Origin of the sequence: Candidatus Epulonipiscium viviparus (assembly GCF_000171335.1) — a bacterium.
GTDB lineage: Bacteria > Bacillota > Clostridia > Lachnospirales > Cellulosilyticaceae > Epulonipiscioides > Epulonipiscioides viviparus.
The window spans coordinates 1-14,312 of the sequence record NZ_ABEQ01000084.3; the positions used below are offsets into that span (position 1 = coordinate 1).

The window sequence follows — 14,312 nt, forward strand, 5'->3', positions numbered from 1 at the left end:
ATATAATAATGCTATATTAACAATATCTTAACTATATTGCAAGGGTTTTCTTAACTTTGTCTAAGTTTTACAATGTTAGCAGCATTTTTTCTCTTCTTATCATCCATATTCACATAATATTTTTTGGTTGTATTTACATCTTTATGACCTAATATATCTGCAACTAAATATATGTCCCCTGTCTCTTCATATAGCCTCGTTCCGTATGTCGTACGCAATCTATGAGGAGTTATAGTTTTTAACTTTGTTATTAATCCAGCATACTTTTTGACTAAAACTTCTACCATTCTCGTAGAGATACGTCTATTTTGCAAGGACAAAAATAACGGTTCGTCTAGATCTTTAGAACTTTTTTCCTTCCTAATCTCATAATAATTCTTTAGCCCTTGTTCAACCTCTTTGCTAAAATAAATAATACTTTCATTCCCTCCTTTTCTCGTAATCTTTATTCCGTTATATTTAAAATCCACATCATTTATATTTAGTCCCACACACTCCGAAACTCTAATTCCAGTACCCAATAACAAACATATTATTGCTACATCTCGAATTTTTGTCTTTGTATGATATCTTTTTTGAGCAGGACTTAATTGTTCTCCAGACTCTACTACAAAAATTAAATCTTCAATTTCATCTGCATCTAATTTTATGATTGTTTTTTCATATCGTTTTGGCATTTCTATCACTCCCACAGGATTATTGTTAATAATACCTCGCTTATAGAAATATTTAAACATAGTTTTAAGTGCCGATAGCTTTCTAGCTTTTCCACGGTTACTATTTTTATAGATATTTTTATTTCCCTCTATATCTATTTTTTCATATGAATTAAGATATACAATAAATTTTTCAATATTACGTGGTGATAGCTTTTGAATATCCAAAACGGTAATCTCTATCCTATTTATTTTACCCATTATAAGGTTTGACTTTATTACAAAATCTAAAAATATCCTTAAATCGTATAAATAACCCAATCGAGTTGAACTGCTTGTAGTGTGCTCTATTCCTCTCATAAAATCATACACAAAATCTGGCATTTCATCTAATATATCATTAATTTGAGTCATTTGGATAATTTCTAAATTATCTTTATATGTTGACATAGTTACTCCTAGTATTTTTTTTTATTTAATAATATAATTATTGGGATAAAAAGTAAAGCCTATGGAGGTTACTATGATTAATGTAATTAAATCTTTGAATAAAGAAGACTTTTTAACACAGCATATTGGAATAGAACGAGAGGGATTGCGATGTGATATAGACGGCAATTTAGCTACTACTAAACATCCTGCTATATTTTCAGACAAACTTGCAAATCCTTATATCACAACGGATTTTTCTGAAAGTCAACTTGAACTTATAACACCTACTCGTAAAACTGCAATAGAAGTTTATGATTTTTTAGAAAATTTATATAATATAGCGGTTCTAGAAATAGGAGACGAATATATTTGGCCTCAATCTATGCCCTGTACACTACCCGACAACATTCCTATTGCAACATTTTGTAATAATGCAGCTGGAGTCGAAGCCTATTGCTATCGCCAATTTTTATTAAAAAAATATGGTGCTAAACAACAGGTAATTTCTGGCATACATTATAATTTTTCATTTAGTGAAAATATCCTTAAAACATTGTATCAATCTTCCAAAAAAAATACGTCATATCAATCTTTTAAAAATAGCTGCTATTTAAAAGTTGCACGAAATTATTTACGATACAGATGGTTTATCATTTATCTACTTGGCAGCAGCAGTATAATACACAAATCTTATGAAGTAGATTGCCTTGAAAAACTTAAAAATGAATATGAAGATAGTTACAGTCACAAAGGTGCTCTCTCTTACAGAAACTCCGAATGCGGCTACACCAATAAATATGACCTGTATCCTGATTACTCTAGTGTTGATTCTTATATAAATAGCATCAACAAATTTATAGAACACGACAAAATTGGTAGCCACAAAGAATTATATACTCACGTACGCCTTAAGGCCAATAACCCAACCAATTTACTGCAATCGCTTGCTGAAGACGGCATCAAATATCTAGAATTTCGAAGTATCGATATTAACCCTTTTGACAAAGTTGGTATCAAAAAAATAGATTTAGAATTTTTGAGTGTCTTTAACCTGTTTCTTTTACTAACAAAAGAAACTCCTTATGAATACTTTCAGCAAGATTCCAATAAAAATCAACTTACTGTTGCCAAATATGGTTTTTTGGATCCACTGCTCTTAAAAGATGGCATAGAAATTAAGCTCTCTACTTGGGCAAATCAAATTTTGTCAGAAATAACTATTATGAATAATATGCTAAATCTTGATAAAAACCATGCAATAGAATTTCAACGCGAAAAAGTTATAGATCACAAAAAAACATATGCTCATCAAATTTTTATCAAAGTACGAGAGCATGGTTTTATTAAATCTCATATGGATTTGGCAAAAGCATATAAACAAGATGCGTATAACAATCGTTATCTATTTAAAGGATACGGCAACTTGGAACTTTCTACGCAGCAACTTATAAAAGAAAGCATTAAACGCGGTATTCAAGTAGAAGTATTAGATCCAACAGATAACTTTATACGCCTGCAACAAAATGGTCATGTAGAATATGTAAAACAAGCAACAAAAACATCTAAAGATACTTATATAAGCATGCTAATGATGGAAAATAAATTGATGACAAAATATGTGTTAACAGAAAATAATCTTAATACACCTAAGGGGCATGAACTCTCTCACAAACATAATATAGAACCAATTTTAAGAAAATATCAGCGAAAATCAGTTGTAGTCAAACCCAAATCAACCAATTTTGGCATAGGTATCAGTATATTTACCACTCCACCAACATTAAGTAATTTAATAACTGCTACCGAAATTGCATTTAAATATGACAACACAATTTTAATAGAAGAATTTGCACCAGGACGTGAGTATCGTTTTGTTGTAATTGGCAACCAAGTGGTTGCTATCTTAAACCGCGTTCCTGCAAATGTTATCGGAGATGGCGTATCTTCCATACGTAAACTTATAGAGTTGAAAAACCAAGACCCGTTACGAGGCAGAGGCTATACAACTCCACTTGAAAAAATTGATTTAGATGAGCAATCTGCATTATTTTTAAAACAGCATTCACTAACTTTTGACTCTATTCCTAGCAAAGATGAAATAGTTTATTTGCGTGAAAATTCTAATATCAGTACTGGTGGAGATAGCATAGACTATACCGACGATATTGCAGAGTATTTTAAAGAAATTGCAGTATCCGCCGCAAAAGCTGCTGGAGCAAATATATGTGGAGTAGATATGATGATAGAAGATATTACAGCCAAAAACCCATACTACTCCATCATTGAACTCAATTTCAATCCTGCTATTCACATTCATCATTATCCCTATAAAGGAAAAGGTCGAAATGTAGCAGGTTTTGTATTAGATTTATTAGGTTACAAAGTGCTAAATTGTGGCAAATAATACAAGATAATCCAGTAAAAAATAAAAAAAAGTCGTAAAAAGCCTAAAGTAATTGCAACTTTATCCGATATATATTTCTGTAAGAGGGTGTTCAATATAAAAAATAAATAAAAATAACACTATAAATTTACCATTATATATGGGGGGGATATTTGCATGAGAATTAATACTAACTTAATGGCTATCAATTCGCAGAGAAATCTTGATGTTAATCAAAACGAACTTGGCGGTGTAATGGAAAAACTCTCTTCTGGTCTTCGAATTAACCGAGCCGGAGATGACGCTGCGGGTCTTGCTATATCTGAAAAAATGAGAAATCAAATTAAGGGATTATACCAAGCAGGCAGAAACGCGCAAGACGGTATTTCCTTGATCCAAACTGCAGAGGGAGCACTTGCTGAAAATCATGAAATGCTTAAGCGTATGAGAGAAATGGCTATCCAAGCAATGAATGATACCTATACAAATGAAGACCGAAAAAAATTAAACTTGGAAGCACAACAACTTATAACAGAAGTAGACGAACTTGCTGTTAAAGCAGAATTTAATGAGCAAAAACTATTAACTGGAGATCCTACTGGAAAAGGATTAGCTGCTGTTGCAAATAAACGAGAACTCTTAGCTTCTGCATTAGCAAATTACTACATCAAAGTCGGCTCATATGAATCTAAATTAGGTTCTGCATATGCTATAGAAGCATCCACTAAAATGGAACAAGTCGCTCAATCTGTCCTCGACCTAGAGGAAAAAATTTCAGCCCTTGAAGTTAAAGCCTCTGGTGAAAAACCAGCAGCAGCACAACTAGTATTAAAAGATGTAAGTCATTTGCGAATTATTTTAGCTCAAAGAAATGCCTCCATTGCTGCCATGGAATCCTCTGCTACAACATTGAAAGAATCAGCTGCGATATTGCAAGCTTCTGCTTTTTATATCGAAGCAACTTCTGTTACTGATGCTGCCAAACAACTTCAAGCAACTATGAACGAGCAAGTTGGTCCTCATGAATTTACTCTCCAAGTTGGTGCAAATAATGGACAAACAATCAACCTAAGTATTAAAGCAATGAATGCAACAGCTCTTGGCCTATCAGCAACAAAAATAGATTCTCCCGAAAGCTCTGGCATTGCCCTTAGTTCGATCGATGCTGCTGTTGAAATTGTGTCTCGTCAGCGAGCTGAACTTGGGGCAGTTCAAAATAGACTCGAACATACTGTTAAAAACTTAAATAATACTGCAGAAAATCTACAGTCTGCTGAGTCTCAAATTCGTGATACTGACATGGCTGCAGAAATGGTTTTCTTCACCAGAACCAATATTCTTTCACAAGCTTCTCAAGCTATGCTTGCACAGGCAAATCAAATACCAGAACAAGTCCTTCAGTTACTAAACTAGTTTTATCATTTCTTCTCCCGAAATTATGGGAGAGATTTATTTCACTAACATACCGTTGCTTATACATTTTTGTTGCTAATTTTTACGTAATATGGAGGAATAAAATATATGGAAATTAACACTAATCTTATGGCTATTAATTCACAACGCAGTATGGGGGTTAAGCAAGAAGAAAAAAGCGAGCTTGCCGAAAAATTATCTTCTGGACTTAGAATTAACAGAGCTGGAGATGATGCTGCAGGTCTTGCTATATCTGAAAAAATGAGAAATCAAATTAAGGGTTTTCAACAAGCCAGTAGAAATGCAGAAGACGGCATCTCCCTCATTCAAACTACAGAAGGTGCATTATCAGAAATCTATGAAATGCTAACACGTGTCAGAGAAATGTCAATCCAATCTATAAATGACACCTATACAAACGAAGATCGTAAAAAGTTAGATATCGAAGCGCAACAACTTATTTTATCAATAGATGATCTTGCTAATAAAGCTGAGTTTAACGAACAAAAAATTTTAACAGGAGACCCCACAGGAAAAGGCTTAGCATCTGTTGCAGCGCAGAAACAAAATTTAGCTGCGGCATTAAAGACGTACTATGCACACATCGGTGCTCACGACAGCTTGCTTGGAATGAGTTATTCTGTTACAACAGCACTTCCACTACAAACCGCTCTTCAATCAGCAATTGATCTTGAATATAAAATAGAAGCACTAGAAATCCAGGCTCAAGGTGAGACCTCTGATATAAAACAAGATGTATTAACAAAAATCAGCCATTTTAGAGTCAGCTTTGAACAGCTCTATTCTTCAATCTCTCAATACGAAGCGCAAGCAAACAGTTTACGATCTGCAGCCATCTCTTTTGCTACAATGGCAGTTTCAGTAGAAGCTGATATGGTCGCTTTTGTATCAAAAACTCTTCAAGCCACCATGAACGAAAAAGTTGGTCCTAATGAATTTACTTTCCAAGTTGGCCCAAACAACGATCAAGAAATTCATCTAAATATTAAAGCTATGAACTCCACCGCTCTTGGCTTAGATGCCACAAAGCTCGACACACCAGAGAGTGCCAAACTTGCTCTTACTTCTGTTGATGCAGCAGTAGAAATTATCTCTCGCCAAAAAGCCTTACTTGGTGCAGTGCAAAACAGACTTGAACATACTGTCAAGAGTGTCAATATCAGTGCAGAAAATCTACAAGCTGCCGAATCTCAAATACGCGATGCCGATATGGCACAAGAAATGATGAACTTAACCAAAACCAATATCATTTCACAGGCCTCTCAATCAATCCTTGTACAAGCAAATCAAGTTCCTCAACAAGTACTTCAACTTTTACAGTAATTACATATAAAATTTTATATATATAGATAGGAGAAAACACTAATGAGAATAAATACTAACTTAATGGCTATCAATTCACAAAGAAATCTCGGAATCAATCAAGGCGAACAAGGCAGTGTTATGGAAAAACTTTCTTCTGGTCTTAGAATTAACAGAGCTGGCGACGATGCTGCAGGTCTCGCTATTTCCGAAAAAATGAGAAATCAAATTAAGGGTCTACAACAATCTAGCCGAAATGCAGAAGATGGAATCTCTTTAATACAGACTGCAGAAGGTGCATTAGCTGAAACTCACGAAATGTTGAAACGTATGAGAGAAATGGCTATCCAATCTATGAATGACACCTACACRGACGAAGACCGCGAAAAGCTCAATCTCGAAACACAACAACTTATCACAGAAATYGATGAACTTGCTGTAAAGGCCGAATTTAATGAGCAAAAACTATTAACTGGAGATCCAACCGGCACAGGCTTAAAATCAGTTGCAGACAAAAATAAAAGTCTAGCAGATGCATTACGTGTTTATTATTCAGCCGTTGGCACATACGAAAGCGTACTTGGAATGGCTTATTCTGTAGAAGCACAACTTCCACTGCAAATAGCACTGCAATCAGTAATCGATCTCGAGCAAAAAATTTCTGCTCTAGAAGTAAAAGCATCTGGTGAATCACCTGCAGAAAGTCAAAAGGTCTTAACCGACGTCAGTAATCTACGAATCAGCTTAGCTGCACTCAATGCTTCTATTGCTGCTATCGAAGCTACAGCTGCTGAATACAAAGAAATGGCCGCTTCATATGATATAAAAGCTATCTCTATAGAAGCTGGGCTAGTTACATCTGTTGCAAAGTCACTTCAAGCAACTATGAACGAAAAAGTTGGTCCTAATGAATTTACTTTCCAAGTCGGTGCAAACAATGGTCAAACGATTACCTTAGCCATCAAAGCTATGGATGCAATTGCCCTTGGATTGTCTGCAACCAAAATTGACTCTCCAGAAAGTTCTGGAATTGCCCTTACAACCATAGATGCTGCTGTAGAGATTGTATCTCGACAAAGAGCAGAGCTTGGTGCTGTTCAAAACAGACTTGAGCATACAGTTAAAAATTTAAATAATACTGCCGAAAACTTACAATCTGCAGAATCTCAAATACGTGATGCTGATATGGCCGCTGAGATGGTTGACTTCACTAGAATTAACATTCTTTCACAGGCTTCTCAAGCAATGCTTGCACAAGCAAATCAAATTCCTTCACAAATCTTACAATTATTAAGCTAACTCGTTTCCCTCTTCTTTGGGGGCTTTTTTTATGCCCTAATAAGCACTATAACCCTTATAAGGGCTACAAAATTTCTTCATACTTAGACAATTTTTTATTTTAAGCATTTACCAATTTTTTTCCATTTATATCAAAAAATCTTGTATCAGAATTTTTTTTCCAAAAAAAACCAAAAAAAAGTCATAAAAAACCATAAAGTAATATCTGTTTAATCCGATATATATAATTGTAAAGCGTTAGAAATAAAAAATAGAGAAAAAGATAAAAATCTAAAACACACGATACAAAAATAATTAATATACTTATGGGAGGAAATGAAACATGATTATTAATACTAATTTAATGGCAATTAATGCACAAAGAAATTTGGGGGTTAATCAAGGTGATCAAGGTGGAATTATGGAGAAACTATCTTCTGGTCTTAGAATTAATAGAGCTGGCGATGATGCAGCAGGCCTTGCAATTTCAGAAAAAATGAGAAATCAGATTAGAGGTTTACAACAAGCTAGTAGAAATGGTGAAGATGGTATATCTTTGATCCAAACTGCAGAGGGTGCTCTTTCTGAAACTCACGAAATGCTTAAAAGAATGAGAGAAATGGCTATTCAATCTATGAACGATACATATACAGACGAAGACCGTCAAAAACTTAATATCGAAGCACAACAACTTATCACTGAAATCGATGGTCTTGCTGTAAAAACTGAATTTAACGAACAAAAATTATTAACTGGAGACCCTACTGGAAAAGGATTAGCATCTGTTGCAGCTAAACGTCAGAGCTTAACTACTGCACTCAAAAGCTTCTACACCAAAATCGGTTCTGCTGAAGCTAAATTGGGTTCTGCATATGCTGTCGAAGCATCAACCAAAATGGAACAAGCTCTTCAGTCTGTAATTGATCTTGAGCAAAAAATTTCTGCACTTGAAATTAAAGCTGCTGGTGAAGTTCCACCTGAAGGACAACATGTTCTGAAAAGTGTTAGTGATCTAAGAATCAGCTTAGCCCAAAGAGAAGCATCTATCGCTTCCATGGAAGCTGTTGCTGCAAATCTTAAAGAATCAGCTGCAACACTTAGAGCTTCTGCAGTTACTATTGAAGCAGGTCTAGTTACCAGCTGTGCTAAAAAGCTTCAAGCTACTATGAATGAAAAAGTAGGACCTAATGAATTTACTTTCCAAGTTGGTGCAAATAACGGCCAAACTATTACATTAGGTATTAAAGCTATGGATTCAACTGCTCTTGGTTTACAAGCTACTAAAATTGACTCTACTGAGAGTGCTGGTATTGCACTTATTACAATTGACGCTGCTGTAGAAATCGTATCTCGTCAAAGAGCAGAGCTTGGTGCTGTTCAAAACAGACTTGAGCACACTGTTAAAAACTTAGATAACACTGCTGARAACTTACAAGCAGCTGAATCTCAAATAAGAGATGCTGATATGGCAKCTGAGATGGTTAACTTGACTAGAACAAATATTCTTTCTCAAGCTTCTCAGTCTATGCTTGCTCAAGCAAATCAATTTCCACAACAAGTTCTTCAACTTTTACAATAATTCACATACACCCTTTGGACTTTTCCAAGGGGTTTTTATTTATCCTTTTTCTTCCTTGTTATTATTTTCATTTTTTTTTGGAATTTTTTTCAAAAAAAGCTAAAGTATTTCACTGCTTGTCCGATATATATTATTGAAAAGGTTGATACAACCTTATAATTAATAATAGGCAAGGATGCCGCTTTTATTCAAGGAGGAATTTAATATGAGAATTAATACTAACCTAATGGCAATTAACGCACAAAGAAATCTTGGAATCAATCAAGGTGATCAAGGTGGAATTATGGAAAAACTTTCATCTGGCCTTAGAATTAATAGAGCCGGAGATGACGCTGCGGGTCTTGCAATTTCAGAAAAAATGAGAAACCAAATCAAAGGTCTACAACAATCAAGCGAAAACTCTCAAGATGGTATTTCATTAATTCAAGTTGCAGAAGGTGCGCTTAGCGAAACTCATGACATGCTTAAAAGAATGAGAGAAATGTCTATCCAATCTATGAACGATACATACACTAGCGAAGATAGAAAAAAATTAGATATCGAGTTAAAGCAACTTATTACCGAAATCGATGGTTTAGCCGACAAAACTGAGTTTAATGAGCAAAGTTTATTACTTGGTGACCCTTCTGGAAAAGGTAGAGATTCTGTTGCTATACGACGTCAATCATTAACTATAATCGTTGGCAGTTACTATGGAAAAATGGGTGCATATCAATCTTTAATGGGAGCAGCTTATTCTATAGAAKCTGGTAGTAGTATGCTTACAGCACAAACTAGACTTATTAAATTAGAGCAAGACATTTCAGCACTTGAAATCAAAGCTGCTGGTGAAAGTGACAAAGCTAAAGCTCAAGCTGTCCTAGTAAGTGTATCTCAAAAACAGATTTCATTAGAAACCACTAAAGCTAGTATCGCTGCACTTGAAGCTTCTTCTGCAGGCAAAAAAGCTTCTGCAGCTGTTAAATTGCAATCTGCTATTGATTGGGAAGCAACTTCTGTTGTAAGAGCTGCTAATGCTCTTCAAGCTACTATGAATCAAGCAGTTGGTCCTAATGAATTCACTTTCCAAGTTGGTGCTAACAACGATCAAATCATTTCGCTTAATATCAAAGCTATGAATGCTATCGCTCTTGGTTTAACTACCACTAAAATCGATACCCCTGAAAGTGCACACATTGCCCTTAATTCTATTGATGCTGCTGTTGAGATTGTGTCTCGCCAAAGAGCAGAGCTCGGAGCTGTTCAAAACAGACTTGAGCACACTGTTAAAAACTTAGATAATACTGCTGAGAACCTACAATCTGCAGAATCTCAAATTCGCGATGCGGATATGGCAGAGGAAATGGTTAATCTTACTAGAGTAAATATTCTTACTCAAGCTTCTCAGTCTATGCTTGCTCAGGCAAACCAATCCCCCCAACAAGTACTTCAATTATTAGGTTAAGTAACAAATAAATCACCCATCGGATTTCTCTTCCGGTGGGATTTTTTTACGTTTCTTTCTATATTTTACTTTCCTTTTTTATTTTCTCTTGTATTGCTTTCTCTTTAATTTTCATTTTATATATTTTTTTATTTTTTTTATTTTTATACTAAAGTATATTTTTGTTATTCCGATATATATTTTGAAGAGTTAATTATAGAATTATTTCATTATCACTAAGCAGGGATGCTACATATAATTCAAGGAGGAATTAAAATGAGAATCAATACTAACCTAATGGCTATTAATTCACAAAGAAATCTCACTATTAATCAAGGCGACCAGGGATCTATCATGGAAAAATTATCTTCTGGTCTTAGAATCAACCGTGCTGGCGACGATGCTGCAGGTCTTGCAATCTCCGAAAAAATGAGAAATCAGATCAAGGGTCTTCAACAATCTAGTAGCAATGCTCAAGATGGTATTTCCTTAATTCAAACTACAGAAGGTGCTCTTGGCGAAACTCACGAAATGCTTAAAAGAATGAGAGAAATGTCTATTCAATCTATGAACGATACCTATACTTCTGAAGATAGAAAAAAATTAGACATCGAACTAAAGCAACTTATCACTGAAATCGATGGTATTGCTGATAAAACTGAATTTAATGAACAAAAACTTTTAACTGGTGATCCTACTGGCAAAGGTCTAGATCTAGTTGCGAGTGCTCGCACATCCTTAACTAACGCTGTTGGTACTTACTATGACAAAGTGGCAGAATATCAAGGAAAGCTAGCTGCAGCTTATTCCATAGACGGCGGCTCTAGTATGGCTGATCTCGAGAACAGAGTTCTTGATCTTGAGCAGGAAATATCCGCTCTCGAAATTAAGGCAGCTGGCGCTAGTGATGAGACTGAAGCTCAAAAAATACTTGCAAGCGTTGCTGGCAAACAAGTTTCTTTAGAAAAAACTAAGGCTTCTCTAGCCTTCGTAGAATCAGAATCCGCTGCATTGAAAGCCTCAGCTAGTGACATACTTAAATCTGCTGTCAAACTCGAACAAAGTACTGTTGTAGAGAAAGCTAATAAACTTCAAGCTACTATGAATCAAGAAGTTGGTCCTAATGAATTTACTTTCCAAGTTGGTGCTAACAATGATCAGTCTATCCAACTTAATATTAAGGCTATGAATGTCACTGCACTCGGTTTAACTGCAACTAAAATTGATACTCCCGAAAGTGCCAATATTGCACTCAACAGCATTGATGCAGCGGTTGAAATTGTATCTCGACAAAGAGCCGAACTCGGTGCTGTGCAAAATAGATTAGAACACACTGTCAAGAGCTTAGACAATACTGCAGAAAATTTACAATCTGCAGAATCTCAAATTCGTGATGCAGATATGGCTGCTGAAATGGTTAATCTTACCAGGGTAAATATCCTGGCTCAGGCCTCTCAATCTATGCTAGCACAAGCAAATCAAGCACCTCAACAAGTTCTTCAATTACTAGGTTAATTACTACCTCTATTACTAAGTTATCTAATACCTGTCGGTTTTATTCCGATAGGTATTTTTTTATTTCAAAAATAAATTAATTTTTTTATAAATTAGACTAAAGTATATTTATATTTGTCCGATATATATATTGTAAAGTTAATAAACAAATTATTAGCAACAATATCTATATTACTAATAATTTCAATAACATAAATATTATTGTTTTAAAATAGATTTGGCAAGATGCCACTTATAATTCAAGGAGGAATTAAAATGAGAATCAATACTAACCTAATGTCTATCAATTCACAAAGAAATTTGGCTATTAATCAATCTGATCAAGGCTCTATAATGGAAAAACTATCTTCTGGTCTCAGAATTAACCGTGCTGGCGATGACGCTGCAGGACTTGCTATCTCCGAAAAAATGAGAAATCAAATTATCAGTTTAAAACAATCTAGCAGTAATGCTCAAGACGGTATTTCTCTAATTCAAACAGTAGAAGGTGCTCTCGGCGAAGCTCATGAAATGCTTAAGAGAATGAGAGAAATGTCTATTCAATCTATGAATGATACCTACACAGCGGAAGATAGAAAAAAATTGGATATTGAATTTAAACAGCTTGTCACAGAAATCGATAGTATTTCTCGTAAAACAGAGTTTAACGATCAACAACTTTTAACTGGTGACCCTACTGGTAAAGGTCTCGATTCAGTCGCTAATAAACAGTCTAGCTTAAACAAGGCACTCACCGATTATTATACTAAACTATCTGAATATCAAGAGAAATTAGGTGAGGCATATGCAGCTGAGGCTGGATCAGTAATGGTAAATACAGAAAATCTACTCCACATTCTTGAGCAGGAGCTTTCAGCTCTTGAAATTAAAGCCGCTGGTCAAAGTAACAAAGCTGATGCTGCTGCAGTATTGCAGAGTGTTGCACTTAAACAAGTTTCTTTAGAGAAAGTTAAAGCTTCTATATCTTCACTCAACAGTGCAGCCGGACTCTTAAAAGCTGAGGCCGCAGGCCTGCTATCAGTTGCTATTAATATCGAAGCAAGCACTGTTACCGATGCAGCTAATGTACTTCAATCTACTATGAATCAAGAAGTCGGTCCTAACGAATTTAATTTCCAAGTCGGTGCTAATAATGAACAATCTATCCGACTTAATATCAAATCTATGAATATGACTGCACTTGGGTTTAATGCTTCCAAGATCGATACTCAAGAAAGTGCTGCAATTGCGCTTAATACTATCGACGCTGCCGTTGAGATTGTTTCTCGCCAAAGAGCAGAGCTTGGAGCCGTTCAAAATAGATTAGAGCATACCATCAAAAATTTGGATAATACTACAGAAAATTTACAATCTGCAGAGTCCCAAATTCGTGATGCTGACATGGCGCAAGAGATGGTAAATCTCACTCGCTCAAATATCCTCTCTCAAGCGTCTCAATCTATGCTTGCACAGGCAAACCAGGCCCCCCAACAAGTGCTTCAGCTATTAGGTTAATTAATTGAAGCTCATTTTATAAACCATTAACTCCTTCATTTTTAGAGGGAGTTTTTTTACGCATTATAAATAGGCAAATTATATTTTTTAAATATTTCTTTAGCAGCATTCGTTACTTCTTCTGCTGGTTCCAAAGTTTGCGCTAATTTATATTCATATCCCAATTCTTTCCATTTGTATTCACCCATTTTATGAAACGGCAATATATCTATTCTTTCTACGTTGGATAGCGTAATCAAATATTTTGCAAGATCCTCTATATCTTCCATATTATCTGTTAAATCTGGTACCAATACATATCGAATCCACACCGGAATATTGCGCTTCATCAATTCTTGCGCAAACTTCAATGTTGGCTCTAACGCAACTCCCGTTACTTTTTTATATATTGCTGGATTATAAGATTTTATATCTAGCAACACTAAGTCCGTATAGTCTAATATATCTCCTATCTTATCAAGAGGTATAAACCCCGATGTATCTATGCATGTATGAATCCCCTTTTTCTTGACTTTTTTAAATATATCAGTTACAAATTCTCGCTGCAGCAGAGGCTCTCCACCACTAATTGTAATCCCCCCATTTGATCTATCCATATACGCTTTATACTTTAATATCTCTTTTACCAATGCATCAGAATCCATTTCCTCGCCATCTGATCCTTTCCAAGTATCTGGGTTGTGACAATACTGGCAGCGCAATGGACAGCCTTGTGTAAATATAATGTATCTAATGCCCGGTCCATCAACTGTTCCGCAACTTTCTACTGAATGTACCTTTCCTATCATATATGATTCCTCCCAATAAAAAAAGGAG

General features: G+C 35.2%; 10 protein-coding genes. 8 read left to right on the forward strand and 2 right to left on the reverse strand.

Features of this window, described 5'->3' with window-relative positions:
* Window positions 1–50: 50 nt before the first annotated feature.
* Entirely contained in the window at window positions 51–1,106 is a 1,056-nt protein-coding gene (locus EPU_RS10495) for a tyrosine-type recombinase/integrase (RefSeq protein ID WP_010169187.1), read from the reverse strand.
* Window positions 1,107–1,179: 73 nt separating this feature from the next.
* Here EPU_RS10495 and gshAB point away from each other — a divergent pair, with 73 nt between their 5' ends.
* The 8 genes from gshAB to EPU_RS10535 all read left to right on the forward strand — a co-directional run bounded on the left by gshAB (window position 1,180) and on the right by EPU_RS10535 (window position 13,496).
* Window positions 1,180–3,492 carry a bifunctional glutamate--cysteine ligase GshA/glutathione synthetase GshB gene (gene gshAB, locus EPU_RS10500; protein WP_010169188.1) on the forward strand — a complete coding sequence of 771 codons (2,313 nt, stop codon included), beginning with the start codon at window positions 1,180–1,182 and terminating at the stop codon, window positions 3,490–3,492.
* Between the two features lie 156 nt (window positions 3,493–3,648).
* Window positions 3,649–4,884, forward strand: coding sequence for a flagellin N-terminal helical domain-containing protein (locus EPU_RS10505; RefSeq protein WP_010169190.1), 1,236 nt, complete (start codon window positions 3,649–3,651; stop codon window positions 4,882–4,884).
* 108 nt (window positions 4,885–4,992) lie between these two features.
* Window positions 4,993–6,228, forward strand: a complete 1,236-nt coding sequence (locus tag EPU_RS10510; protein WP_010169191.1) for a flagellin N-terminal helical domain-containing protein — start codon at window positions 4,993–4,995, stop codon at window positions 6,226–6,228.
* Between the two features lie 42 nt (window positions 6,229–6,270).
* Window positions 6,271–7,506 carry a flagellin gene (locus EPU_RS10515; RefSeq protein ID WP_029488381.1) on the forward strand — a complete coding sequence of 412 codons (1,236 nt, stop codon included), beginning with the start codon at window positions 6,271–6,273 and terminating at the stop codon, window positions 7,504–7,506.
* Window positions 7,507–7,828: 322 nt separating this feature from the next.
* A complete protein-coding gene (locus EPU_RS10520) occupies window positions 7,829–9,064 on the forward strand; it encodes a flagellin N-terminal helical domain-containing protein (protein WP_029488382.1) in 1,236 nt (411 codons plus the stop codon).
* A 205-nt stretch (window positions 9,065–9,269) separates the two neighbouring features.
* On the forward strand, window positions 9,270–10,508 hold the full coding sequence (locus tag EPU_RS10525) for a flagellin N-terminal helical domain-containing protein (protein ID WP_010169197.1): 1,239 nt from the start codon (window positions 9,270–9,272) through the stop codon (window positions 10,506–10,508).
* A gap of 255 nt (window positions 10,509–10,763) precedes the next feature.
* Window positions 10,764–12,002, forward strand: coding sequence for a flagellin N-terminal helical domain-containing protein (locus EPU_RS10530; RefSeq protein WP_010169198.1), 1,239 nt, complete (start codon window positions 10,764–10,766; stop codon window positions 12,000–12,002).
* A gap of 255 nt (window positions 12,003–12,257) precedes the next feature.
* The gene (locus EPU_RS10535) at window positions 12,258–13,496 is read left to right on the forward strand and encodes a flagellin N-terminal helical domain-containing protein (protein ID WP_010169200.1); all 1,239 of its coding nucleotides are present in this window, start codon (window positions 12,258–12,260) and stop codon (window positions 13,494–13,496) included.
* Window positions 13,497–13,552: 56 nt separating this feature from the next.
* Here EPU_RS10535 and pflA read toward each other — a convergent pair whose 3' ends face one another.
* Complete coding sequence (gene pflA, locus EPU_RS10540; RefSeq protein ID WP_010169202.1) at window positions 13,553–14,284, reverse strand: pyruvate formate-lyase-activating protein; 732 nt, start codon at window positions 14,282–14,284, stop codon at window positions 13,553–13,555.
* Window positions 14,285–14,312: the final 28 nt, after the last annotated feature.